Below are 25681 nucleotides of genomic sequence, written 5' to 3'. Positions count from 1 at the left end.
CTAGCAAATAGGCAGCGAGAGCCCTCAACGAAACCGGTCAACCTCATTGCGCAATTCGGTTGCCAGGCCGTTCAGCTCCTGGGCGGTGATCGCGAGGTTGGACATGACCTGGCGTTGTTCGCTGTTGGCCATGGCGATGCTTTGCAGGTTGCTGCTGAGCATGGTCGCGGTGCTGCTTTGTTCCTGAGTCGCCGTGGTGATGGCTGCGAACTGATGCCCGGCCGAGCGGCTCTGTTCGTCGATCTGCGCCAGTGCTGAAGCCACTTTGGTGTTCAGCGACAGGCCTTCCTGCATCAGGGTGTTGCCCTGCTGCATGGTGCTGATGGCGTTGCCGGTTTCCTGCTGGATGCTGGCGATCATGCCGGAAATTTCGTCGGTGGCTTCGCGGGTGCGTGATGCCAGGCTGCGCACTTCATCGGCCACTACGGCAAAGCCGCGACCTTGTTCGCCGGCACGTGCTGCTTCGATGGCGGCGTTGAGGGCAAGCAGGTTGGTCTGGTCGGCAATCGAGGTGATCACCCCGACGATGCTGCCGATTTCCTGCGAGCGCTGGCCCAGCGTGTCGATGACTTTTGCGGTGCTGCTCAACGAGGTTGCGATCTGTTGCAGCGAGGAAGACGCTTCTTCCATGGAGGTGCGACCGATGCGGGTCTGTTGCGCGTTTTCCTGCGCCAGACGCTCGGTATTACCCATGTTGTCAGCGATGTTCATCGATGTGGCGCTGAATTCTTCAACCGCGCCGGCCATGCTGGTGATCTCGCCGGACTGTTGTTCCATGCCCTCATAAGCGCCGCCGGATAACCCGGACAGTGCGTGGGCGCGGCTGCTGACTTCCTGCGCGGCAGTACGGATGTGCGAGACCATGGACGACAGTGCTTCGCTCATCTTGTTGAAGCTGCCGGACAACTGACCGATTTCGTCATTACTGGTCACGTTGAGGCGAACGCTCAGATCGCCTGCGCCCAGCGCATCGGCTTGGCGAACCAGTTCGGAGAGCGGACGCAGCTTGCTGCGCAGCAGCCAGATGGCGCTGACCACCGCGATAATCATGGCCAGCAGACTGCCGATGGCCAACTGGGTGCCGACATTCCAGGTCACTTCGCTGATTTCATCGCGCGGCATGCTGGCAATGACCGTCCAGGGGCCGCCGGCGAACGGCTGACCGACGCTGTAATAGTCATCGTCGCCTTCACTCCAGAACTGCGCCTTGCCGGGTTTGCTGGCGAGGTCGGCGACTGCTTTCGCAGCACCTTCCTGGGATTTGACGCCCGCAGGCGGAACCAGCCAGCTGCCTTTTTCGTCCAGCAGGGCCAGCGAACCGGTAGAGCCGATGCGGAAATTCTTCAGGTTATCGAACTGGGTTTTCTGCGCGTCGGTGTAATCGAATCCTACGAACAGTGCCGCTATGATCTTGCCGCTGCTGTCGCGAACCGGGCTGTATTGGGTCATGTAATAGCGATCGAACAGGACCGCTTTGCCGACATAGCTCTGACCCGCCATCAAGCGCTCGTAAGCTGCGCCTTTGCGGTCCAGCACGGTGCCAATGGCGCGTGTGCCATCCTGCTTGCTCAGCGAGGTGCTGATGCGGATCAGATCATCGCCGCTGCGCACGAAAATCGTCGCCACGCCTGCGGTCAGCGAGCGGAATTCATCCACTTCGGTAAAGTCGTTGTTCAGTGCGGCATCGCGCAGGTACAGGCCTGGCGTCGACGTGCCCGCCACGGTCACCGGCTTGTCGGCTTGTAGCGTCAAGCCTTCGGCGAAGCGCTTCTCGAACAACCCGCTCAGGCGCTGGGTGCTGTCGCGCAGCGTGCTGTGAAACGTGTTGAGCTGGTCGGCGAGCAGCCGGGCCTCGCTCGACATATGTTCTTCGCGAATGACCAGGTTGGACGCGTCCAGGGATCTCAAGGCGAACAGCGTACTGCCGCTGATCACGACGGCAAGGATCACTGCTAGAGCAATACCGAGTTGCGAGGCGATTCTGGTACGGGGCTTGGACATAGGCACTCCACGCCAAATGACTGGAGTTGCCGGTTCCCTGGCTTACCATTCAGCGAATTTAGGTTGGGTTTTTACGCCACCGGACAGGCGGTCGTCAGACAATTATTCGGCCAGCAACTTCGTTACTTGAGGGCGTAGCGAGACATTAATCAGTAGTGGCAGTTCAATACTAAACTAATTTTTAGTGCAAGACTTCAACTAGTGGCAATTCCATAGCCTTCACTTCCCCCTGAAGAAAATCGCTGAGACGCTTCAAGCGCTCTGCGCCGGGCCTGGTACGTGGCCAGACCAGATAATAGTTTTCTCCGCTGAACACCGCCGTGCGCCACGGCAGGCTCAAGCGGGCCTGCGCGACATCCTCGGCAACCATCAGCAAGTCGCCCATCGACAGCCCATAACCGCGTGCTGCGGCAATCATCCCCAATTCAAGCGTGTCGAATACCTGCCCGCCTTTCAGAGAGACTTTGTCAGCCAGGCCCATGCGGTTGAGCCAGGTGCGCCAGTCACGACGATCCGGCGTCGGGTGCAGCAGTTCGGCCCTGGCCAGTCGCTCGACATTCCACGGCGGGTCCTGCAATAACGTGGGCGCACCCACGGGTATCAGTAACTCCGGGAACAGCAGCGTCGCTTCCCAGTCCGCCGGAAAGTGGCCATGGCTGAGCAAAATTGCGCAGTCGAAAGGCTCCTGAGTGAAGTCCACAGCGTCGATGTCCATCCAGGCGCTGGTCAGTTGCACTTCATTGCCCGGTTGCAGATGACGAAAACGGCTGAGCCGCGCCAGCAACCAGCGCATGGTCAGGGTGGAGGGCGTTTTCATGCGCAGGATGCCTTCTTCGGTCTGCAAGGTGCTGCACGCCCGCTCCAGCGCCAGAAAGCCATCACGCACGCCGGGCAACAGGGCGCGTGCCGACTCGGTCAGTTGCAGGTTGCGCCCGTTGCGCTGAAACAGACGACAGGCGAAGTACTCTTCCAGCGTGCGGATATGTCGACTGACCGCACTTTGGGTGATCGACAATTCTGCTGCTGCGCGGGTGAACGAGGTATGCCGGGCGGCGGCTTCAAATGCCCGAAGTGCATAAAGTGGCGGAAGACTGCGAGGCATGCGGCGCGTCCTGCTGGCGATGAAGCGTTACTTTACTGCAAATTGCTTCAGATGAGTTTTAGTCATGCTGAGCATCGGATTTATCGTTTTGTGCTCCATTGTTTAAATGCCCAGAATACGCGGCTCATTAGTCCTTCGCCGTAGAGCACCCCCAACATGCAGCAGCCCGCCCTCAAAGAACTCTGGATTATCCTGCGCCTGGCCGGGCCGCTGATCGCTTCACAAATGGCGCACATGCTGATGGTGTTCACCGACACCGTCATGATGGGCAAGATCGGCCCCGAAGCGCTGGCTGGCGGTGGTCTGGGGGCGGCGACCTATAGCTTTATCTCGTTCTTCTGTGTCGGTGTGATGGCGGCGGTCGGTACGCTGGTTGCCATTCGCCATGGGGCCGGCGATACCGAGGGGGCGACGCGTCTGACGCAGGCCGGGTTGTGGCTGGCGTGGGGCATGGCACTGGTGGCCGCATTGGTGCTGTGGAACCTGGAACCGGTGCTGTTGCAGTTCGGTCAGGCCGAAGCCAACGTGCACATGGCTGCTCAATTTCTGATCACCCTGCCCCTTGCCTTGCCCGGTCTGCTCAGCTTCATGGCGCTGCGCGGCTTCACCAGTGCGCTGGGCCGTGCGGGGCCGGTCATGACTATCAGCGTGGCCGGCGCGGTCGCCAACTTCGCGCTCAATTACGCGATGATTCATCAATGGCTCGGCTTGCCGAACCTCGGGTTGATGGGCATCGGCCTGGTCACCGCCGTCGTGACCAACTGCATGGCGCTGGCGCTGGCGTGGCACATCAAGCAGCATCCGGCCTATGCGGCGTATCCGATCAGCAAAGGGCTCTCGAAGCTGTCGCGCAGTCATCTGAAAGAGCTGTGGCGCCTCGGCCTGCCAATTGGCGGGACTTACGCAGTAGAAGTCGGGCTCTTTACCTTCGCGGCCTTCTGCATGGGAGCAATGGGCAGTACGCAGATGGCGGCGCACCAGATCGCCCTGCAGACGGTGTCCATGGCGTTCATGATTCCGGTGGGTATTTCCTATGCGGTGACCATGCGGATCGGTCAGCACTACGGCGCTGGCAATATGCTCATGGCGCGCACCGCCGGACGTGTAGGCATCGGTTTTGGCGGCACCGTGATGTTGATGTTCGGGATTCTGTTCTGGCTGGCCCCGCATTGGGTCATCGGTCTGTTTCTGGACCTCGATGACCCGGCATTTGCCGAGATTGTCGTGCTGGCGGCGAAGCTGTTGGCAATCGCCGCGTGGTTCGAGTTCTTCGACGGCACTCAGACCATTGCGATGGGCGCGATTCGCGGGCTAAAGGATGCGCGGACCACGTTCCTGATCGGCCTTGGTTGCTACTGGCTGATCGCTGCGCCTGCCGCGTGGCTGCTCGGATTTTATGCTGACGCGGGCGCACCGGGCGTGTGGTGGGGGCTGGCGTTGGGCCTGTTCTGCTCGGCGGCGGCGCTGACTTACGCGTTCGAGTGGAAGACGGCTCGCCTGCTACGTCGGGAAGCCTCGGGCGTGGCGGTGCCGGGCTGAACCGGCACACCGTCATCCCGACGTCGATACCTCCGTGTAGCCGGCTCCCGAGCGCAGATACTTCACCAGCGCCGCCATCGGCAGCGGCCTGCTGATCAGATAGCCCTGCACCTGATCGCAGCCGAAACTGCGCAGCAAGGCCATTTGTCCGATCGTTTCGACGCCTTCTGCAACCACTTCCAAGTTCAGGTTGTGCGCCAGATTGATCATCGCGTGGACCAGTTTGCGGTTCTCTTCGCGTGACTCCATCTGCCCGACGAAGCCCATGTCGACCTTGAGCAGCGCGATGGGCAGGCTGTTGAGGTGCATGAATGACGAATAGCCGGTACCGAAGTCATCCAGCGAAAAACGAACACCCAGCCGGCCCAGCGCTTCCATGGTCTGCCTGACCTGATCGCTGCGGCGCATAACCGAAGTTTCGGTCAGTTCGAATTCCAGCCAGCGCGCATCGACGTCGTGTTCTTCAATCAGACGGCTGAGCGTCGGGAGTAGCTGGCTGTCCTGAAACTGCCGGAACGACAGGTTGATTGCCATGTGCAAAGGCGCAAAACCCTGTTCGCGCATGGCCTGCATATCGCGCAACGCCCGGAAAATCACCCAGTAGCCCAGCGGCACGATCAGCCCGCTCTGTTCGGCCAGCGGCACGAATTCGCTGGGCGGCAGCAGCCCGCGCTCGTGATGACGCCAGCGCACCAGTGCCTCCAGCCCGACGATGCGCCCGGTTTGCAGGCAAAGCCGTGGCTGGTAATGCAGCTCCATCTCGTCGCGGCGCAAGGCGCGTCGCAGTTCACCTTCGAGGTCTGCGAGGCTGCGGGCGTTGCGGCTGATGCGCTCGTCGAACAGGTGGAAGGTGCAGCCCTGCATGCTCTTGGCCTGACGCATGGCAATATGCGCATGCCACATCAGCGGGTCGACTTCAGGTTCGGTTTGCGAATGGGCAATTCCCAGGCTGCAGCCGAGCAACAGGCTTTCACCGTCGACCCAGTAAGGTTCGGACAGCACGTCGGTGATTCGTTCGGCCAGCTGCATGGCGCGTTCGGGTGTGTTGCGGGTGTCGATCAGCAGTGCGAATTCGTCGCCGCCCAGACGCGCGATCTGGTCACCGGCATCGAGCTGATTCTTCAGACGGGCCACGACCTGCATGATCAGCCGGTCACCGGCCTGATGGCCCAGTGAATCATTGGCACTTCGAAAGTTGTCGAGGTCAAGATGGCCTAGCGCCAGATCGCCGCCTTCGGCCAGACGAGACGCCAGCAGCACCTGAAAACCCTGGCGGTTGGCGATGCCGGTCAGCGGGTCCTGACCCGCCAGGCGTCGCAGGCTGTCTTCCAGACGGCCGCGTTCGTGCACGTAACGCAGGCATCGGCGCAGGGCATCGCCGGTCAGCGAATCCCGCACCAGCCAGTCACTGACGCCACTCGGTCCGACCAGCGGTTCCTCTTCGAGCAGCACAACCGTTGGTAACAGGCAGCTACCGGTACGGGGTTGCAGCTCGGGTGTTGTCAACAGCACGGTGTTGCGCTCGTTGCCATAACGCACATCGAAAGCATCCCAATGGGTGGCTGACACCAGCGTTATGTTGCTGCCTGGCGCTGTGAGGCAGTCGCTCAAGAGCGCCTGCCAGAAAGGCTCGTGCGCCAACAATAGCAATTGCAAGGGTTCGACAGGCGTAGGCAATCTAACTTCCTAAGTACAAAGGAAAAATCGGTGGCCGCACGCTTCAGGGAGCGTGACAGGCACACGTATCGTCGCGTCGCGGCGCAAATGTAACAAAACCAGAAAAATTAGATAGCGGTCACTGCCGGTGACGATGATCGCTGCACAAAACCGTGGGCCTGTTAAAATGCTCGACCTTTTTCGCAGACGATGCTTCATACCGCCATGTCCCGACTCAATCCCCGGCAGCAGGAAGCCGTGAACTACGTCGGCGGCCCTCTCTTGGTGCTCGCCGGTGCCGGTTCCGGCAAGACCAGCGTGATTACCCGCAAGATTGCCCATCTGATCCAGAACTGCGGCATCCGCGCCCAGTACATCGTCGCCATGACCTTTACCAACAAGGCCGCGCGCGAGATGAAAGAGCGGGTCGGCACATTGCTCAGGGGCGGCGAAGGGCGCGGTCTGACGGTCTCGACGTTCCATAACCTGGGCCTGAATATCATCCGCAAGGAACACACGCGGCTCGGTTACAAACCGGGGTTCTCGATCTTTGACGAGACGGACGTCAAGGCCCTGATGACCGACATCATGCAGAAAGAGTATTCGGGCGACGACGGCGTCGACGAAATCAAGAACATGATCGGCTCGTGGAAAAACGACCTGATCCTGCCTGCCGAGGCGCTGGAAAACGCTCGTAACCCCAAGGAACAGACCGCCGCCATCGTCTACACGCATTATCAGCGCACGCTCAAGGCGTACAACGCGGTGGACTTCGATGACCTGATTCTGGTGCCGGTCAAGCTGTTCCAGGAACACCCCGACGTTCTGGAGAAATGGCAGAACAAGGTGCGCTACCTGCTGGTGGACGAGTACCAGGACACCAACGCCAGCCAGTACTTGCTGGTTAAACTGCTGATCGGCTCGCGCAACCAGTTCACCGTGGTTGGCGACGACGACCAGTCGATCTACGCCTGGCGCGGTGCACGGCCGGAAAACCTGATGCTGCTCAAGGACGATTATCCGTCGCTGAAAGTGGTCATGCTCGAGCAGAACTACCGCTCGACCAGCCGCATCCTGCGTTGCGCCAACGTGCTGATCTCCAACAATCCGCATGCTTTCGAAAAACAACTGTGGTCCGACATGGGCCATGGCGACGAGATCCGGGTGATTCGCTGCCGCAACGAAGACGCCGAGGCCGAGCGGGTGGCGATGGAAATCCTCACCCTGCACCTGCGCACCGACCGGCCTTACAGCGATTTCGCCATTCTGTATCGCGGTAATTACCAGGCCAAGCTGATCGAGCTGAAACTGCAGCACCATCAGGTGCCGTATCGCTTGTCAGGCGGCAACAGCTTCTTCGGCCGTCAGGAAGTGAAAGACCTGATGGCCTACTTCCGCCTGCTGGTAAACCCGGATGACGACAACGCGTTCCTGCGGGTGATCAACGTTCCGCGCCGCGAAATCGGCTCGACGACGCTGGAAAAACTGGGCAACTACGCCACCGAGCGCAAAGTATCGATGTACGCCGCCACCGACGAGATCGGTCTTGGTGCGCACCTGGACAGCCGTTACACCGACCGCTTGCAGCGCTTCAAACGCTGGATGGATGGCGTGCGCCAGCAATGCGCGCAGAACGACCCTATCGCCGCGTTACGCAGCATGGTCATGGACATCGATTACGAGAACTGGCTGCGTCAGAACAGCTCCAGCGAAAAGGCCGCTGACTACCGGATGAGCAACGTCTGGTTTCTGATCGAAGCGCTGAAAAACACGCTGGAAAAGGACGAAGAAGGCGGCATGACCATCGAGGAAGCCATCGGCAAACTGGTCTTGCGCGACATGCTCGAGCGTCAGCAGGAGGAGGAAGACGGTGCCGAAGGCGTACAGATGATGACCTTGCACGCGTCCAAGGGGCTGGAATTTCCTTATGTGTTCATCATGGGCATGGAAGAGGAGATCCTCCCGCACCGCTCCAGCATCGAAGCCGACACCATCGAAGAGGAACGCCGTCTGGCCTACGTGGGCATCACCCGCGCGCGGCAGACCCTGGCGTTCACCTTCGCGGCCAAACGCAAGCAGTACGGGGAAATCATCGACTGCGCACCCAGCCGTTTTCTGGATGAACTGCCTCCGGACGATCTGGCTTGGGAAGGCAACGACGACACGCCGACAGAAGTCAAAGCGGTGCGCGGCAACACCGCGCTGGCCGACATTCGCGCCATGCTGAAACGCTAGCCGACACACGAACTTGATCATTTATTGCGCAATGGCGCAGCCGGGGAATTGAAGTGGAAGCACTGCACAAGAAGATTCGCGAAGAAGGCATCGTACTGTCCGATCAGGTGCTGAAGGTCGATGCGTTTCTCAACCATCAGATCGATCCGGCGTTGATGAAGGACATCGGTGACGAGTTCGCCCGGCGGTTCGCCGATGCAGGCGTGACCAAGATCGTGACCATTGAAGCGTCCGGTATCGCACCGGCAGTGATGGCCGGCCTGAACATGGGGGTGCCGGTGATCTTCGCCCGCAAGCACCAGTCGTTGACCCTGACCGAGAACCTCTTGTCGGCCAGCGTTTACTCGTTCACCAAACAGGTGGAAAGTACCGTGGCCATCTCGCCGCGCCATCTGAACAGCAACGACAAGGTGTTGATCATCGACGACTTCCTGGCCAACGGTAAAGCCGCGCAGGCATTGATCTCGATCATCAAATAGGCAGGCGCCACGGTTGCCGGCTTGGGCATCGTCATCGAGAAGTCCTTCCAGGGCGGTCGCGCCGAGCTGGATGCACAGGGCTATCGTGTAGAGTCGCTGGCAAGGGTCGAATCGCTGGCGGGCGGGGTTGTGACGTTCAGGTAGAACACTCGAGGGTACTCCCACAAAAAGCACGACTTTCCTGATCTCTTCAGGGCTTATGCATAACGCTGAGCGTTGGGTGTGAGTTACGTGAGGGGGCATGCCAGTCAGGGCCATCTGACTGGCGGCAGGATAAACCACAGAACCGACCTTCCCTTGCAGTTACTAAGCGGTAGGCGTTTCAGCTTTGTCGGCAGGTCCATCGAGACTGCCAAATGACGACTGCCAACCGCCCAGCCCGCCGCAGCGGCCTGGAAGGCGATTACAGCCATGGGAAGTGCGCATGATCATTGGTGAAAAGCTTTACGTCGAAGCGTTGTTCGACAGCGATACCGGGACCATCAGTTATCTGGTGATGGACATGCACAGCAAGCAGTGCGCGCTGATCGACAGCGTGCTGGATTACGATCCCAAATCCGGTCGCACACGCACCGAGTCTGCCGACCGGATGATCGGCCGGGTGCGTGCCTTGCAGGCGTCCGTGCAATGGATTTTCGAAACCCATGTACACGCCGATCATATGTCGGCAGCGCCCTATTTGAAGCAGAAGCTCGGCGGGCAGATCGTGATCGGCAGCCACATCACGGCGGTGCAAAAAACCTTCGGTGCGCTGTTCAATGCCCCATCCGATTTTGCACGCAACGGCAGTCAGTTCGATGTGCTGCTGGAAGATGACGCGTCTTTCGCCATCGGCACGCTGCAGGTGAAAGCCATGCACACGCCGGGGCACACCCCGGCCTGTATGAGCTATCTGGTGCAGGTCGGGGACAAGACCGTCGCGTTCGTCGGCGACACATTATTCATGCCCGACTACGGCACCGCCCGCTGTGATTTTCCGGGTGCTGATGCGCGCACGCTGTATCGCTCGATTCACAAGCTGCTCGCCTTGCCGCCGCAGACCGTCCTGTTCATGTGTCACGACTACCTGCCCAATGGTCGGGCGCTGAAATACATGACTACCGTCGCCGAGCAACGCGCCTGCAATATTCATGTGCGTGACGGTATCGATGAAGACACGTTCGTCAACATGCGTGAAGCCCGCGACATGACGCTGGAAATGCCGGTGCTGATGCTGCCGTCGGTGCAAGTCAACATGCGCTGCGGACACTTTCCGGAGCCGGAAGACAACGGCGTCGTCTATCTGAAGATCCCGCTCAATGCGCTCTGAACCCTGTCCGCTTCTGGAAATCCTGCAATGAATGCTTCGAACACCACCTGCCAGATCCTGATCGTCGGCGCTGGTGCGGCCGGTATCGCCACCGCCGCAAGCCTGCTCGCCCGCGATGCTTCGCTGCAGATCACGCTGATTGATCCGGCCGACACTCATTATTACCAGCCAGGCTGGACGATGGTCGGTGCCGGCATCTTTGAGCCGCAGTCGACGGCGCGCAGTATGGTGTCGCTGATTCCTGAAGGCGTGCAGTGGATCAAGGCTGCGGTGGCAAGCTTCGAACCGCAGGACAACGCGCTGACGCTGGAAGACGGGCGCACGATTGGCTATCAGCAACTGGTGGTCTGCCCAGGCCTGAAGCTGGACTGGGCCGCCATCGACGGGCTGGTCGAAACCCTTGGCAGCAATGGCGTGACGTCCAACTACCGCTTTGACCTCGCGCCGTACACCTGGCAACTGGTGCAGGAACTGAAACAAGGTCGCGCACTGTTCACGCAGCCGCCGATGCCGATCAAATGCGCAGGTGCGCCGCAGAAGGCCATGTACCTGTCCTGCGATCACTGGCTGAAAGCCGGGCGCCTCGCGCAGATCAATACGCAGTTTTATAACGCAGGCGGCGTGCTGTTTGGGGTCGCGGACTACGTACCGGCGCTGATGAGCTACGTGGATCGCTACGCCATCGACCTCAGGTTCAGCCATCGGCTGGTGTCAGTCGACGGGCCGGGCAAGCGTGCGACGTTCATCCGCAGTTTGCCGGACGGCAGCAGCGAAACCGTCGAGCAACGCTTCGATATGTTGCACGTTGTACCCCCGCAGACTGCGCCTGATTTCATCCGCCGCAGCCCGCTTGCCGATGCAGCCGGCTGGGTAGATGTGGACCCTGCCACGCTGCGGCATCGGCAATTCGCCAATGTTCACGGGCTGGGCGATGCCACCAACACCAGCAACGCGAAAACCGCTGCCGCCGCGCGCAAGCAAGCGCCGGTGGTGGCCAATAACCTGCTGCTGGCGTTGGGCCGCCTGAGCGAAACGGCCACGTATGACGGCTATGGCTCCTGCCCGCTGACCGTCGAGAAGGGCAAGATCGTGCTCGCCGAGTTCACTTACGGCGGCAAGGTCGCACCGAGCTTCCCGAACTGGTTGCTGGATGGGCGCAAGCCGACACGACTGGCCTGGTGGCTGAAGGAACGCGCGCTGCCTGCGCTGTACTGGCACGGCATGCTCAAAGGGCGCGAGTGGCTGGCCAAGCCGAAAAAGACTGATGCCCCGCATGGTTGAGCATCAACTGTTGGGTGCTGGTCTGGGCGCGATTATCGGTGTGGTGCTGGCATTGACCGGGGCGGGCGGCGGTATTCTCGCGGTACCATTGCTGGTGTTCGGGCTGGGGCTGACGATTGTCGAAGCGGCCCCTGTCGGCCTGCTGGCAGTGGGGCTGGCGGCCGGAGTCGGTGCCGTGCTGGGGCTGCGTCAGGGCATCGTCCGCTATCGGGCTGCGGGCTACATCGCTGGCATCGGTGTGCTCGCGGCTCCGCTCGGCCTGTGGCTCGCCCATCGTCTGCCCAATGCACCGCTGGCGCTGATCTTTTCTGCCGTGTTGCTGTATGCCTGCGGGCGCATGTTCATGAGAGCCCGTCGCGAACTGCGCGACGGCCGTCCTGCTCCACGCCCGGAAACCCTGCCCTGCGTGCTCAACCCGCTGCAAGGGCGGCTGCGCTGGACCATGCCGTGTCTACGCGCCTTGACGCTGACCGGCATGGGCTCCGGTTTGTTGTCCGGTCTGCTGGGTGTGGGCGGCGGATTCGTGATCATTCCGGCGCTGACCCGCTACAGCGATCTCGACATGAAAAGCGTGGTGGCGACGTCACTTGCGGTGATCGCACTGGTTTCGACCGGCAGCGTCATCACGGCGTCGCTCAGTGGCGTGATGCACTGGTCGGTGGGTGCGCCGTTTGCGTGTGGCGCGGTACTCGGCCTGATTGGCGGCAGGCAGATCGCCTGCTACCTCGCCGGCCCGCGCGTGCAGCAGCTGTTTGCTGTGTGCGGGATTGTTGCTGCATTGATGTTGGTGTTTTCAGTGGTGTAGCTGGCGTTGGTTCTTCTATGACTCTTGTGCCCACGCTGGAGCGCTTGTTGTTATACGCAAGTCTTGTGGCAGCGACCGGAGTGGCGATCGCATTGCTCGCGAAGGTGCCGGTATAGCTCCCGAAAAATGGGCTGCCTGGGTCAACGTCTTCGTAAGCAAGCTCACTCCTACAGAGCTTTTCTGTCCAGCCCGATATCGCGGTTTTAGCCCTACTTGTCTAGCTCAGTGAGAGTGATCAACTCGTCAGCCCGGTTGTATTCTGCAACCCGGCCAGCAGCAAGCGTTGATACAGCTCCTCGCGCAGGCCCTGTGGATTGTCCAGTTGCATGCGTTGCAGGTGCTGCTGGAAGGCTTCCGGTTCCGGCGCGTCGAGGGTGGCTTTGCCCAGGTCCAGGATCTCGCTCAGCTTGAGTTTGCTTTTCAGCCAGTTCAGCGCACGTAGCAGGTCGCGTTCCTCGGCAGTGAAGTCGCAGCCCAGCGGGTATTCGGTGAACAGCGACGGGTAATGCGTTGCGATGTCCCGCAGTCGCTCCGGCGTGTTCTGCGTGAAGCGCGGGTCGAGCTGGAAATCCTTGGGCAGCTTGCCAGCCTTCTGCGCCTGCTCAATCAAGCCAGGCTGAAATCGCGAGTCGATGATATTCAGAATCCGTTCGATCACCGTGGCGTCCGTCTGCCCGCGCAAATCGGCAATGCCGTATTCGGTCACCACGATATCTCGCAGGTGCCGGGGGATAGTGGTATGTCCATACTGCCAGACGATATTGGAACTGACCTCGCCGCCTGACTCGCGCCAGCTGCGCAGCATCAGAATCGAACGGGCGCCTTCCAGTGCGTGGGCCTGAGCGACGAAGTTGTACTGGCCGCCGACACCGCTGAGCACCCTGCCGCCTTCCAGTTGATCCGCCACTGCTGCGCCCATCAGGGTGACGGTGAACGCGCTGTTGATAAAGCGCGCATCGCGGCGTTGCAGGCGTTTGAGGTCTTCCTGGCCGTACAGTTCGTTGATGTAGCTGATGGCGGTCATGTTGAATTGCGCCAGCCGTTCGGCTGACAGTTCGCGCAGTCGTTCATAGAAACTCGCCGGCCCGAGAAAGAACCCGCCATGCACAACCACGCCGTCGGGATGTGCGTCCTCGTCCAGCGTGCCCATATTGGCCAGCCGTTGCAGCTCGGCATCGGCGTACACCTTGCGTCGCACGATGCCGGCGTCGGCCAGTACCAGCAGGCCGTTGACGAACATTTCGCTGCAACCGTAAAGCCCGCTGGCAAAAGGCTGAGTACCCCCTTCTCGGTCAATCAGGGTCTGCCAGTTGCTCATGTTCAGATCGGCCAGCAGGCGGCGCCAGGTTTCGTTGTCGGCCTGCCGGGCCAGCAAAGCACCGGTCAGCGCATCGCCCATCGAGCCAATGCCGATCTGCAACGTGCCGCCATCGCGGACCAGCGTGCTGGTGTGCAGGCCGATCAGATGGTCCTGATAACCCACCGGCATGTTCGGGGTGGAAAACAGCGTGCTGCGCTCGTCTTCGTCGAGTAGCAGGTCGAAGGCCTCGACGTCCAGCTCCGAGTCGCCTGGCATGTACGGCAGGTCGATGTGGACCTGGCCGAGCAGCAGAATGGTTTCCCCGGCGGCCCGGCGTTTGGCGATCATCGGCAGCAGGTCGAGGGTGACGTCCGGGTTGCAGCTCAGGCTCAGCGTGCCCGGCCGTTGCTCATCGCGCGCCACCAGTTGCGCAATCAGGTTCAGGCCATTGGCGTTGATATCGCGCGCGGCGTGGCTGTAATTGCTGCTGACGTAGTCCTGCTGGGCGGGCGCACTGTCGAGCAGGCTGCCCGGTTGCATGAAAAACTGCTGGACGCGGATGTTGGGGGGCAATTTGTCGCGACGTAGCGCGGCGAGGTAATCAAGTTCCGGGTAATCACCGAAGGTCCGCTCCAGGAAAGGCTCCAGAAAGCGCGCCTGCAACCCTTCGCCCGGCGTGGGGCGGCCGAGCGTCAAGGCCGTGTAGATCGTCAGCCGCCGCTCGGGCAACTGGCTGATGCGTTGGTAAAGGGCGTTGACGAACCGGTTGGGCTTGCCGAGGCCCAGCGGCATGCCGAGATGAATGTGCTCGGGTAACTGCGCCAGAACGTGATCGACGGCTTGCTCGATGGAACAGGAATACGGCATCCCGGCTCTCCTGAATTATTATTGGATGCAGCTTGGACCGTTGATGCAGTGAAAGTGCTGCATAGCGGGTGCTCAGAGCGGCCAGTACAGCTCCGCTCACTCCAGCCCTGACATGCTCCGTATGGCGCTCTTCAGTTCGTCGTCGGTGCAATCGCCGCAGGTGCCTTTCGGGGGCATGATGCCGATGCCTTTGATCGTGCTGGCCAGCAGGCCATCGAGGCCGCCGGTTTTCTTCGCGCGTTCTTCCCACGCTGGCGTATCACCGATTTTCGGCGCGTTGAGCAGGCCCACGCTGTGGCAGGCCACGCAGTGCGCGGCAATGATCTCGTCAGGGGCTCGGGCAGCCTGGGCGTTGACGGCCCAAAGCGCCAGAATGCCTGCAATGCTCACAATCTTCCGGGTCAGTTTCACGCAGCACTCATCGCGGCAAGGCGTCAGAAATTGGCTGGCGTTGCGGCGCTGATCAGGCGCGCCGGGACGTCGAACGGGTTGCGAAAGCGATGCGGTCGGGTGCTTTCGAAATAGTAGCTGTCGCCCGCCTCGAGTACGTAGGTATCGAGCCCGACAACCAGCTCCAGCCGCCCTTCCACGAGGATGCCGGTTTCCTCACCTTCGTGAACCAGCATTTCTTCGCCGGTATCGGCACCCGGCGGATAGGTTTCAGTGAGAAAGGCGATGGCGCGGCCCTGGTGCGACTTGCCGACCAGCTTCATGGTCACTGCACCATCTGAAATATCGATCAGCTCGCTGGCCTTGTAGACCACTTGTGCCGAATTTTCCGGCACGGTCTCTTCCGAGAAGAACTCGACCATGGACATGGGAATGCCGCTCAGCACCTTGCGCAGGGAGCTGATTGAAGGGCTCACGCTGTTTTTCTCGATCATGGAAATGGTGCTGTTGGTCACACCTGCCCGCTTGGCGAGTTCGCGCTGGGACAGGCCCTTGAGCTTGCGGATCGATTGCAGCCGTTCACCCACGTCCAATGCGATATTCCCTCAGTTTTTGTCAGGTCAAGTCGGTATGAACGCCATCATGGCAACAGCGTTCAATATTTACAACACTTCGACAGGCACCGGCACAGCGAGGGCGCAACGGGAATGCTCGGAAATCAGTTTTCGGAATAGACCCGCGGAACGCGCCGCAGATTGCAGAATATCTGGTACGGGATGGTGCCTGCCTGCGCCGCGACGTCGCTTGCCAGCACCGCTTTGCCCCACAGCTCGACCCGGCTGCCGATACCCGCTTGCGGCAGCTCGGTGAGGTCGACGCAGAGCATGTCCATGGACACCCGCCCGACCAGCCGGGAGCGTTGGCCGTCGATCTGCACGGGGGTTCCGGTCGGGGCGTGACGTGGATAACCGTCGGCATAGCCCATCGCGACCACACCGATGCGCGAAGGCTTGTCGGTGACGAACGTCGCCCCGTAGCCCACCGCTTCACCGGCTGGCAGGTCACGCACGCTGATGATTTTCGATTCCAGGGTCATGACCGGTTGCAGGCGTTCGGCCAAGGGCTGCGCCTGATCGAACGGCGTCGCGCCATACAGCATGATGCCGGCGCGCGACCAGTCGCCGGGGATCTTCGGCCAGCCCATCACGGCAGGAGAATTCTTCAGGCTGGTCTCTGCCGCCAAGCCCTGGCAGGTCGCTTCGAACACCGCGCATTGCTCCGCGCTGGACGGGCTGTTCAGCTCGTCCGCGCAGGCGAAGTGAGTCATCAGGACGATTTTCGCCACGTTGCCGGTGCTCAGCAGGCGTTGATACGCCGCACGATATTCGGACGGATGCAGCCCGACGCGGTGCATGCCGGTGTCCAGCTTGAGCCAGACAGTCAGCGGCTTGCCGGGATGCGCGCGCTCGATGGCCTCCAGTTGCCAGGTCGAATGCACAACGGTCCACAGGTCATGCTCGACGATCAGGGCCAGCTCGTCGGCCTCGAAAAAACCTTCCAGCAGCAGAATCGGTGCGCGAGTACCCGCCGCACGCAGTTCCAGCGCTTCTTCGATGCAGGCCACCGCAAAGCCGTCGGCTTGCGCTTCGAGTGTTTGAGCCACACGCACTGCGCCATGCCCGTAGGCATCGGCTTTGATCACCGCGAGGGCTTTGCCGCCGCTGCTTTCGCGGGCCAGTTGATAGTTGTGGCGCAGTGCCTGGAGATCGATAAGGGCGCGGGCTGGACGCATGGTGACGTTGATCGCCTGAAGAAAGTAGACAGAGGAAAGTGCCCGACGCCGTGAACAGGTCGCCGGGCACGTGTGACGCGTTACGGCAGTGCAGCCACCACCGACAGTTCGACCAGAATTTCCGGCTCGCACAGCTTGGCCTCGACTGTCGCCCGCGCCGGTGCAAAGCCTTTTGGCAGCCATTTGTCCCACACGCTGTTCATGCCGGCGAAGTGGGCGTCGATGTCTTTCAGGTAAATGGTGACCGACAGAATGCGCGTCTTGTCGGTGCCGGCCAGGTCGAGCAGCCGCTCGATGCTGTTGAGGATCTCTTTGGTCTGCTGCTCGACACCCGCAGTCAGGTCATCGCCGACCTGGCCCGACAGATAAACGGTGCCATTATGGACAACAACCTGACTCATGCGCTCATTGGTGAGCTGGCGCTGGATTGACATGCTTTGCATTCTCCTGGGTGTTGCCATAGCGAGAGATATCAAGACCTTCGGCACTTATTCGAGGCGTCTTGCAGGCAATCAGGTCTGCCAGCAGACGGCCGGAACCGCACGCCATCGTCCAGCCCAGCGTGCCATGACCGGTATTCAGGAACAGGTTGCGGAACGGTGTTGCACCTACGATCGGCGTGCCGTCGGGCGTGGTCGGACGCAACCCGGTCCAGAAACTGGCCTGAGCCAGGTCGCCGCCCTGAGGATAGAGGTCACCGACGATCATCTCCAGTGTTTCGCGTCGACGCGGGTTGAGCGACAAATCGAAACCGGCGATTTCCGCCATGCCGCCGACCCGAATACGGTTGTCGAAACGGGTGATGGCGACCTTGTAGGTTTCATCGAGAATGGTCGACGTCGGTGCCATGTCAGGGTTGGTGATCGGCACGGTCAGCGAGTAGCCCTTGAGCGGGTACACCGGGGCCTTGATACCCAGCGGCTTGAGCAGCTGCGGCGAGTAACTGCCGAGCGCCAGCACGTAGCGGTCGGCTGTTTCCAGCTTGCCATCGATCCACACGCCATTGATGAGGTCGCCGTCGTGGTCGAGGCGCTCGATGTTCTGCCCGTAACGGAATTCGACGCCCAGTGCGATTGCCATCTCGGCCAGCCTGGTGGTGAACAGCTGGCAGTCGCCGGTCTGGTCATTGGGCAGGCGCAGTGCGCCGCTGAGGATGCCGGTGACACCGGCCAGTGCGGGTTCGACCCGGGCGATGCCTGCGCGATCCAGCAATTGGTAGGGGACGCCCGATTGCTCCAGCACGGCAATGTCCTTGGCGGCATTGTCCAGTTGCGCCTGGGTGCGGAACAGCTGAGTGGTGCCCAGGCTGCGGCCTTCGTAGGCGATGCCGGTTTCGATGCGCAGCTCGTCGAGGCAGTCGCGGCTGTATTCGGACAGCCGCACCATGCGCTCTTTGTTGACGGCATAACGGCTGGCGGTGCAGTTGCGCAGCATTTGCGCCATCCACAGGTACTGATCGATATCCGTTGTGGCCTTGATCGCCAGCGGGGAGTGACGCTGCAACAGCCACTTGATGGCTTTGAGCGGAACACCCGGCGCGGCCCATGGCGAGGCATAGCCCGGCGAGACCTGGCCGGCATTGGCGAAACTGGTTTCCATGCCCGCCGCAGGCTGGCGATCCACCACAGTCACCTGGAAGCCGGCACGCGCCAGATAGTACGCACTGGTTGTACCGATCACACCACTACCAAGGACCAGAACACGCATGTCGACGACCTCATCGCGGATATCCGCTGATATTTCTGAGTTTTAAGCAAGAATGTGCGCAGTATATTGAGCAACAGGCAGTGCTTCTCACTGTATAAACGTCTATATTTAGCGTTTATTTACGGCCAATAACGCTTTGCCAGAGGGGAATTTACCCGTGCGCACTCAACACCAGTCAAACCGCGAGCTGGACAAGATCGACCGTAACATTCTGCGCATTCTTCAGGCGGACGGGCGCATCTCGTTCACCGAGCTCGGTGAGCGGGTTGGTCTCTCGACCACACCCTGCACGGAACGGGTCCGCAGGCTGGAGCGCGAGGGGATCATCATGGGTTATAACGCCCGCCTGAACCCGCAAAGCCTCAAGGCCAGCCTGCTGGTGTTCGTGGAAATCAGCCTGGATTACAAGTCCGGTGACACCTTCGAAGAGTTTCGCCGCGCGGTGTTGAAGCTGCCACATGTGCTGGAGTGCCATCTCGTGTCCGGCGACTTCGACTATCTGGTCAAGGCGCGTATTTCCGAGATGGCGTCCTACCGCAAGCTGCTGGGCGACATCCTGCTCAAACTGCCGCACGTGCGCGAATCGAAGAGCTATATCGTGATGGAAGAGGTGAAAGAGAGCTTGAACCTGCCGATTGCCGACTGACGCCGGCAGTTACACCAGCACTTGCCGGGTCGAGGCCATGTACGCGTGTATCTGCTTCTCGACCCGTGGATGAATCAGCTCGACCGGACGCCGGCCATTGGGGCAAGGCAGGCTGGCGCTGGTGCCGAACAGGCGACAAATCAGCGGACGTTCTTCATACACCGTGCAGCCTTGCGGGCCGAGGTGCACACAGTTGAGTTCGTCCAGCGCAGCTTCTTGTTCGCCGGCGGTCTTGCGTGGCAGGCGCGACATTTCTTCGGACGATGTGGTGACCGGGCCGCAGCAGTCATGACAGCCAGGCACGCACTCGAACGAGGGAATCTGACGTCGCAAATCGAGGACTTTCTGACGGTTGCAGCTCATTGAATAGACCACCCGGACGCAATGCCGGGAGTTTGCCTCAGTTGGCAGCGGCAGGACAGCGGCTTATCCTCCAGACCACTCAGACGCCGCCAACAGGAAAAATCCATGAACGCCCGCGTTCAGCAGCCAGCCCGTCACGACCAGCACGCCGCCTCCTATTACGCCGCCAGCAGCCATCCGCAACCGGATCACCCTGCACAGCAAGGCGAATTGAATGTAGATGTGTGCATTGTGGGCGGCGGATTCTCCGGGCTCAATACCGCTATCGAACTGGCCGAACGTGGCTTCAGCGTCGCATTGCTGGAAGCGCGCAAGATCGGTTGGGGGGCCAGCGGGCGTAATGGCGGGCAGTTGATTCGCGGTGTCGGGCATGGTGTCGAACAGTTCGCCAATGTCATCGGCACTGACGGCGTGCGTCAGCTCAAGCTGCTGGGCATCGAAGCGGTGGAAATTGTCCGCCAGCGTATCGAACGGCATGGCATCGATTGCGACCTGAAATGGGGTTATTGCGATCTGGCCAACAAACCGCGTGACCTGACTAGCCTGGCCGAAGATGCGGATGAGCTGCGTAGCCTGGGTTATCGCCATGCGCTGAAACTGGTGCCGCCCGATCAGATGCGCAGTGTGGTGGGTTCCGAACGCTACGTTGGCGGGCTGATCGACATGGGCTCCGGGCATCTGCATCCGTTGAATCTGGCGCTGGGCGAGGCGGCTGTCGCGCAGTCATTGGGCGTGCAGCTGTTCGAGCACTCTGCCGTGACGCGCATCGATTACGGCCCGCAGGTCAACGTGCATACGGCGCAAGGCTCGGTATCGGCAAAAACGCTGGTGCTGGGCTGCAATGCTTACCTGAATGATCTGAACCCGGAAATCAGCGGCAAGGTGCTGCCCGCAGGCAGTTACATCATTGCGACCGAACCGCTGAGCGAGGCGCAGGCCAGCGAGTTGCTGCCGCAGGACATGGCGGTCTGCGACCAGCGCGTGACCGTGGATTACTACCGGTTGTCCGCCGACCGCCGCTTGTTGTTCGGCGGCGCCTGTCATTATTCCGGCCGTGACCCGAAAGACATCGCGGCGTATATGCGGCCGAAGATGCTGGAGGTATTTCCGCAACTGGCCGGCGTGAAGATCGATTATCAGTGGGGCGGGATGATCGGCATCGGTGCCAATCGCCTACCGCAGATCGGCCGACTCAAGCAGCATCCGAACGTGCTCTACGCCCAGGCTTACTCGGGGCACGGCCTGAACGCCACGCATCTGGCCGGCCGCCTGCTGGCCGAAGCCATCGCCGGGCAACACAGCGATGGCTTCGAACTGTTCGCCACCGTGCCGCACATGACCTTCCCCGGCGGCAAGCATCTGCGTTCGCCACTACTGGCGCTGGGCATGCTCTGGCACCGCTTGAAGGAGCTGCGCTGAACGCTTACGTCCTCCAGAACGGCTTCATGGCCTCGGCTCTGGCCTGCTGGAAGTCGAGACCAATGTCGCGCAGTTGATCGTCGGTCAGATCCAGCAACGTGCGGCGCGATGTCCAGCGGTGACGGTACAGCGTCCAGCGACTCATTTCCGTCAGCGCGTCAGCTTTCTCGGGACGAACCGTCCTGAGCATGACTGGCCGATATTCATTCAATTCCTGACGGTGAAGCGCTAGGCGTACATCGCTAAACCCGTTCATTTACGGTTCCCTCATCCTGGGTGGGTGTGAGCCCATGATGAGAGGAATCGCAAAACCATTACAGATTCAAAAATATTTTTTATTTTCAATACAGTGAGTGTGAATGCTCGACTGAATGCTATATTTTCGCTGCATCTGTATGGTTCTATAGTCCGAAAAACTCAAGAGTACGCCATGACGCTCTACGTCAATCTTGCCGAGCTGCTCGGCTCGCGCATCGAAAACGGCTTTTACCGTCCTGGCGACCGCCTGCCTTCTGTGCGCGCCTTGAGCGTGGAGCATGGTGTCAGCCTGAGTACCGTGCAGCAGGCCTATCGGGCGCTGGAAGACAACGGGCTGGCCTCGCCGAAACCCAAATCGGGGTACTTCGTGTCCGCCAGCAAGCGAGCCCCGGCATTGCCCGCCGTGGGGCGCCCGGTGCAGCGGCCTGTGGATATCTCGCAATGGGATCAGGTGCTGGATCTGATTCGGGTTGCGCCCCGCGATGCCGTGACCCAGTTGGGGCGCGGCATGCCGGACGTCACCAGCCCTACGCTGAAACCGCTGATGCGCGCGCTGGGGCAGTTAAGTCGCCATCAGGACATGCCGGGTCTGTATTACGACAACATCTACGGCGTGCCGCGACTGCGTGAGCAGATCGCTCGCCTGATGCTCGATTCGGGCTGCAACCTGACCGCCAATGACCTGATCATCACGACCGGCTGCCACGAAGCGCTATCGGCCAGTATTCGCGCCCTCTGCCAGCCGGGTGATATCGTGGCGGTGGATTCACCGAGCTTCTTTGGCGCCATGCAGACCCTCAAGGGCGTCGGCATGAAGGCCACGGAAATTCCGACCGACCCCCTGACCGGCATCAGCCTCGAGGCGCTGGAGCTGGCCCTTGAACAGTGGCCGATCAAGGTCATCCAGCTCACGCCCAACTGCAACAATCCGCTGGGTTACATCATGCCGGAAGCCCGCAAGCGCGCGTTGCTGAGCCTGGCGCAACGTTTTGACGTGGCGATCATCGAGGATGATGTGTATGGCGATCTGGCCTACAACTACCCTCGCCCGCGCACCATCAAGTCCTTCGACGAGGACGGTCGCGTGCTGCTGTGCAGTTCGTTTTCCAAGACGCTTGCGCCCGGTTTACGGGTTGGCTGGGTAGCGCCGGGCCGTTATCTGGAGCAGGTGCTGCACATGAAATACATCGGCACCGGCTCGACGGCACCGCAGCCGCAACTGGCAATCGCCGATTTTCTCGAAGGCGATCATTACGAGCCGCACGTCCGGCGAATGCGCACGCAATACCAGCGCAGTCGCGATCAGATCATCGACTGGGTGATGCGTTACTTTCCAGAAGGCACCCGCGCCAGTCGCCCACAAGGCGCTTTCCTGCTGTGGGTGGAACTGGTCGAAGATTTCGATAGCCAGCGCTTGAATCGTGTCTTGCTGGACAAGGGTGTGCAGGTCGCGGTGGGCAGTATTTTTTCGGCGTCGGGCAAGTACCGAAACTGCCTGCGCATGAACTACGCGTCGAAACCCACGCGGGAAATCGAGAGCGCGGTGCGTATCGTGGGCGAGACCATTGCGTCACTGATTGCGCAAACTGACTGAACCCGGCAAATCTTTCCCGGTTTTGCGGGTCATATCGCCAAGTCGAGTCCAGACGCGGAAATCAATTTGAATACTTCATGGGCCTTGCCCTTTTGCTTGCTGGTTGCCTTGTGCGTCAGCGGTTGCGCACATCAGCAAATCGCCAGCGAGCCAAGCCAGGCCATGCCACCCTCGGGCTCGGCGTTTGGCCGTTCGATCCAGGCCATGGCGATGCCGCACGAGGGGCGCTCGGGTTTTCGCTTGCTGCCTGACAGCAGTGATGCATTCAAGGCGCGCGCCGAACTGATCCGCAACGCCAAAAGCAGCCTCGACCTGCAGTACTACATCGTCCACGACGGCCTGAGCACACGCGCGCTGATCGATGAGTTGCTCAAGGCGGCTGACCGTGGCGTTCGCGTGCGCATCCTGCTGGACGACACCACCAGCGACGGGCTGGACCAGGCGATTGCCACGCTGGCGGCGCATCCGGACATCGAGATTCGGCTGTTCAACCCACAGAACCTCGGGCGTCAGACCGGCATCACGCGCAGCCTGGGGCGCTTGATGAACCTGTCGCGTCAGCACCGGCGCATGCACAACAAGCTGTGGCTGGCTGACAGCAGCGTCGCAATCGTTGGCGGACGCAACCTGGGTGACGAGTATTTCGATGCCGAGCCGAACCTGAATTTCACCGATATCGACATGCTGAGCGTCGGGCCGGTCGCCGAACAACTGGGGCACAGCTTCGATCAGTACTGGAATAGCACGCTCAGCAAGCCGATCGGCGACTTCATGTATTTCCTGCCGGACCGCCAGGACCTGGCGCAGGCCCGCAAGAACCTGGACGATTCGCTGGAGCAGGCGCATCAGCAGCACAAGGCCCTTTATGAGCGGCTGATGGCGTACAAGACTCAGCCACGCATGAAAACCTGGCTCAACGAGCTGGTCTGGGCGTACAACCAGGCGCTGTGGGATGCGCCGACCAAAGTGCTGGCGCAGGGCGAGCCTGATTCGCACCTGTTGCTGACCACGCAGCTGGCCCCGGAGTTGTTGAACACGCGCAAGGAGTTGATGCTGATCTCCGCCTACTGCGTGCCGGGCCAGGAAGGTTTGTTGTACCTGACGGGGCGTGCCGATGCCGGTGTCCAGGTCAGCCTGCTGACCAATTCGCTGGAGGCCACCGATGTGCCCGCCGTGCATGGCGGTTATGCGCCGTATCGCAAGGCGTTGCTGGAGCACGGGGTGAAGCTGTTCGAGCTGCGCCGCCAGCCTGGCGATACCGAAACCATGCGCAGCAATGGTCCGCATTTGTTCAAGAAAAGCCATTCGCTGGTCAGTTCCGAATCCAGTCTGCACAGCAAGGCGATGATCTTTGATCGGCAGAAAGTCTTCGTCGGCTCATTCAATTTCGACCCGCGCTCGGTGTTGTGGAACACTGAAGTCGGGGTGCTGGTCGACAGCCCACAACTGGCCGAAGAGCTGCGTGAGTTGACCTTGCAGGGCATGGCGCCATCGCTCACGTATGAGGCGCGGCTGGAAGACGGCAAGGTGGTGTGGGTGACCGAGGACAACGGCCAGCTCCACACCTTGCACACCGAGCCGGGCGACCTTTGGCGGCGCTTCAACGCATGGATGAGTCGCGCCATCGGCCTTGAACGGATGCTTTAAGCAGGCGCTGCCGGTGTTCCGAAAGCGCCGCGCCGCCTGATCAGCATTAACAGCCCGAACGCACCTGCTGCCATCAGCAGCGGCAAGGCTTCTCCGCTGACCCATTGGCTGCCCGCACCTGCCGCTAAAGGTCCGATCAGGCAGCCAATGCCCCAGAGCTGAGCGACGTGTGCGTTGGCGCGAACCAGCGCGTCGTCGCGGTAACGCTCACCGATGAGGATCAACGACAGGGTGAACAGCCCGCCGGCGCTGGCACCAAACACAGTCCATAGCGGCCAGATCAGAACGGTATCGATCAGCAGTGGCACCAGCAGACTGGACGCCAGCAGCAGTGACGCGCAGCCGGTGAACATGGCGCGTCGCGATATGCGGTCTGCGAGCATGCCGATCGGCAGTTGTAGCAACGCATCGCCAACCACCACGACGCTGACCATGATCAGGGCGATTTCCGGTGTGAAACCGTGGCGTATGCAGTACAGCGGCAGTAGCGTCAGGATCAGCGCCTCGAAGGCTGCGAACAGCGCCACCGCCCAGGCGATGGCGGGCATGCCGCGACAGAAGCCGAACAGGTCGGTGAAGGTGACGTTGCAAGACTCGGTCGACGGTGCGCCGGTTCTTCCCAGCAGCAGAAAAGGCGAGCCGACCAGCAGTAGCACGCCGATCCAGAATCCGTAGTCAGCCTGTGTGCCGATGACACCCAGCAGCAACGGGCCCGCCAGTTGGCTCAGTGCATACGTGCTGCCATACAGTGCGACCAGTCGCCCGCGCAGGCGCTCGATCACCAGCTGGTTGATCCAGCTTTCACCCAGCACGAAGACGATGGTCAGAATCACCCCGAGCGTCAGGCGCAGGATCAGCCAGATCCCGTAATACGGCAACAGCGCCAGCGCGCCCACCGACACAGCCCCGCCCCACAGGCACAGACGCATCAGATTGGCAGTGCCGAAGCGCGCCGCCAGACGACTGGCCAGTGCGGCACCCACCAACACACCTACGGCGGGCATCGCCGCCATGATGCCGATGGCAAACGAACCGTAGCCCCAGCCTGCCAGACGCAATGAAACCAGCGGCATGCTGACGCCCATTGCCAGACCGACGCCCAATACCGACGCCAGCACGGCAAAATAGGTACCCCAACGCATTTTGAAGCTCCTGCAACTCGTTTGCTAATCTACCCGGCGCTATGCGATCAAGAGCGGACGCACAGCGTCCAGAAAAGCATACCCACGCGGAGCATGGGCACGATCAGCCTTCTCGGCCGCCGCTTGTTCCGCGCGTTCCAGCCGTACAC

21 protein-coding genes and 2 pseudogenes are annotated in these 25681 nt (G+C 61.0%); 10 read left to right on the top strand and 13 right to left on the bottom strand.

Annotation, left to right across the window (positions count from 1 at the left end; translation table 11 throughout):
• Positions 1-24: 24 nt before the first annotated feature.
• From BLT55_RS34870 to BLT55_RS21540, 3 genes and pseudogenes are all read right to left on the bottom strand, one after another.
• Positions 25-747, bottom strand: coding sequence for a methyl-accepting chemotaxis protein (locus tag BLT55_RS34870; protein ID WP_397389527.1), 723 nt, complete (start codon positions 745-747; stop codon positions 25-27).
• 132 nt (positions 748-879) lie between these two features.
• Positions 880-2001 (bottom strand): annotated as a pseudogene (locus BLT55_RS34865) (Cache 3/Cache 2 fusion domain-containing protein); the annotation flags it as partial.
• A gap of 181 nt (positions 2002-2182) precedes the next feature.
• Entirely contained in the window at positions 2183-3103 is a 921-nt protein-coding gene (locus BLT55_RS21540; protein WP_055001282.1) for a LysR substrate-binding domain-containing protein, read from the bottom strand.
• 156 nt (positions 3104-3259) lie between these two features.
• Between BLT55_RS21540 and BLT55_RS21535 the strand changes: the two genes are divergently transcribed.
• Complete coding sequence (locus BLT55_RS21535; RefSeq protein ID WP_055001281.1) at positions 3260-4642, top strand: NorM family multidrug efflux MATE transporter; 1383 nt, start codon at positions 3260-3262, stop codon at positions 4640-4642.
• Positions 4643-4654: 12 nt separating this feature from the next.
• Here BLT55_RS21535 and BLT55_RS21530 read toward each other — a convergent pair whose 3' ends face one another.
• Positions 4655-6319 carry a putative bifunctional diguanylate cyclase/phosphodiesterase gene (locus BLT55_RS21530; protein WP_055001280.1) on the bottom strand — a complete coding sequence of 555 codons (1665 nt, stop codon included), beginning with the start codon at positions 6317-6319 and terminating at the stop codon, positions 4655-4657.
• A 204-nt stretch (positions 6320-6523) separates the two neighbouring features.
• On the opposite strand from BLT55_RS21530, the gene rep reads away from it, so the two are divergent.
• From rep to BLT55_RS21505, 5 genes and pseudogenes are all read left to right on the top strand, one after another.
• Entirely contained in the window at positions 6524-8533 is a 2010-nt protein-coding gene (rep, locus tag BLT55_RS21525) for a DNA helicase Rep (protein ID WP_054087900.1), read from the top strand.
• A 53-nt stretch (positions 8534-8586) separates the two neighbouring features.
• Positions 8587-9156, top strand: a pseudogene (locus tag BLT55_RS21520) (xanthine phosphoribosyltransferase).
• 280 nt (positions 9157-9436) lie between these two features.
• A complete protein-coding gene (locus BLT55_RS21515) occupies positions 9437-10321 on the top strand; it encodes an MBL fold metallo-hydrolase (RefSeq protein WP_055001279.1) in 885 nt (294 codons plus the stop codon).
• A gap of 27 nt (positions 10322-10348) precedes the next feature.
• On the top strand, positions 10349-11602 hold the full coding sequence (locus tag BLT55_RS21510) for an NAD(P)/FAD-dependent oxidoreductase (RefSeq protein WP_055001278.1): 1254 nt from the start codon (positions 10349-10351) through the stop codon (positions 11600-11602).
• Positions 11595-12407, top strand: coding sequence for a sulfite exporter TauE/SafE family protein (locus tag BLT55_RS21505; protein ID WP_055001277.1), 813 nt, complete (start codon positions 11595-11597; stop codon positions 12405-12407). The genes BLT55_RS21510 and BLT55_RS21505 overlap by 8 nt, the downstream gene beginning before the upstream one ends.
• A 235-nt stretch (positions 12408-12642) precedes the next feature.
• Here the strand turns inward: BLT55_RS21505 and BLT55_RS21500 are convergent, their stop codons facing one another.
• From BLT55_RS21500 to dadA, 6 genes are all read right to left on the bottom strand, one after another.
• Positions 12643-14574 carry an acetyl-CoA hydrolase/transferase C-terminal domain-containing protein gene (locus BLT55_RS21500; protein ID WP_074800875.1) on the bottom strand — a complete coding sequence of 644 codons (1932 nt, stop codon included), beginning with the start codon at positions 14572-14574 and terminating at the stop codon, positions 12643-12645.
• Positions 14575-14670: 96 nt separating this feature from the next.
• A complete protein-coding gene (locus BLT55_RS21495; protein WP_055001276.1) occupies positions 14671-14985 on the bottom strand; it encodes a c-type cytochrome in 315 nt (104 codons plus the stop codon).
• A gap of 23 nt (positions 14986-15008) precedes the next feature.
• A complete protein-coding gene (locus tag BLT55_RS21490) occupies positions 15009-15557 on the bottom strand; it encodes a cupin domain-containing protein (RefSeq protein ID WP_007248320.1) in 549 nt (182 codons plus the stop codon).
• A gap of 125 nt (positions 15558-15682) precedes the next feature.
• Positions 15683-16756, bottom strand: coding sequence for an alanine racemase (alr, locus tag BLT55_RS21480; RefSeq protein ID WP_055001275.1), 1074 nt, complete (start codon positions 16754-16756; stop codon positions 15683-15685).
• An 80-nt stretch (positions 16757-16836) separates the two neighbouring features.
• Positions 16837-17190 (bottom strand): RidA family protein, encoded by a 354-nt coding sequence (locus BLT55_RS21475; protein WP_007248318.1) that lies wholly within the window; start codon positions 17188-17190, stop codon positions 16837-16839.
• The gene (dadA, locus tag BLT55_RS21470) at positions 17162-18463 is read right to left on the bottom strand and encodes a D-amino acid dehydrogenase (protein WP_055001274.1); all 1302 of its coding nucleotides are present in this window, start codon (positions 18461-18463) and stop codon (positions 17162-17164) included. The genes BLT55_RS21475 and dadA overlap by 29 nt, the downstream gene beginning before the upstream one ends.
• Positions 18464-18620: 157 nt before the next feature.
• Between dadA and BLT55_RS21465 the strand changes: the two genes are divergently transcribed.
• The gene (locus BLT55_RS21465; protein ID WP_004655323.1) at positions 18621-19109 is read left to right on the top strand and encodes an Lrp/AsnC ligand binding domain-containing protein; all 489 of its coding nucleotides are present in this window, start codon (positions 18621-18623) and stop codon (positions 19107-19109) included.
• Between the two features lie 9 nt (positions 19110-19118).
• Here BLT55_RS21465 and BLT55_RS21460 read toward each other — a convergent pair whose 3' ends face one another.
• Positions 19119-19472, bottom strand: a complete 354-nt coding sequence (locus BLT55_RS21460) for a YkgJ family cysteine cluster protein (protein WP_055001273.1) — start codon at positions 19470-19472, stop codon at positions 19119-19121.
• 105 nt (positions 19473-19577) lie between these two features.
• On the opposite strand from BLT55_RS21460, the gene BLT55_RS21455 reads away from it, so the two are divergent.
• Positions 19578-20891 carry an NAD(P)/FAD-dependent oxidoreductase gene (locus BLT55_RS21455; RefSeq protein WP_055001272.1) on the top strand — a complete coding sequence of 438 codons (1314 nt, stop codon included), beginning with the start codon at positions 19578-19580 and terminating at the stop codon, positions 20889-20891.
• Between the two features lie 4 nt (positions 20892-20895).
• Here BLT55_RS21455 and BLT55_RS21450 read toward each other — a convergent pair whose 3' ends face one another.
• Positions 20896-21147 carry a DUF1127 domain-containing protein gene (locus BLT55_RS21450; protein WP_055001271.1) on the bottom strand — a complete coding sequence of 84 codons (252 nt, stop codon included), beginning with the start codon at positions 21145-21147 and terminating at the stop codon, positions 20896-20898.
• A gap of 174 nt (positions 21148-21321) precedes the next feature.
• On the opposite strand from BLT55_RS21450, the gene BLT55_RS21445 reads away from it, so the two are divergent.
• The gene (locus tag BLT55_RS21445; RefSeq protein ID WP_055001270.1) at positions 21322-22743 is read left to right on the top strand and encodes an aminotransferase-like domain-containing protein; all 1422 of its coding nucleotides are present in this window, start codon (positions 21322-21324) and stop codon (positions 22741-22743) included.
• 66 nt (positions 22744-22809) lie between these two features.
• The gene (locus tag BLT55_RS21440; RefSeq protein ID WP_055001269.1) at positions 22810-24390 is read left to right on the top strand and encodes a phospholipase D family protein; all 1581 of its coding nucleotides are present in this window, start codon (positions 22810-22812) and stop codon (positions 24388-24390) included.
• Here BLT55_RS21440 and BLT55_RS21435 read toward each other — a convergent pair.
• Complete coding sequence (locus tag BLT55_RS21435) at positions 24387-25532, bottom strand: MFS transporter (protein ID WP_007248311.1); 1146 nt, start codon at positions 25530-25532, stop codon at positions 24387-24389. The two genes, BLT55_RS21440 and BLT55_RS21435, sit on opposite strands and share 4 nt — an antisense overlap.
• Between the last annotated feature and the right edge of the window lie 149 nt (positions 25533-25681).

This window comes from Pseudomonas cannabina (assembly GCF_900100365.1).
GTDB classification, from domain to species: Bacteria; Pseudomonadota; Gammaproteobacteria; order Pseudomonadales; family Pseudomonadaceae; genus Aquipseudomonas; species Aquipseudomonas cannabina.
This window is presented reverse-complemented; position numbering and strand designations above follow the sequence as displayed.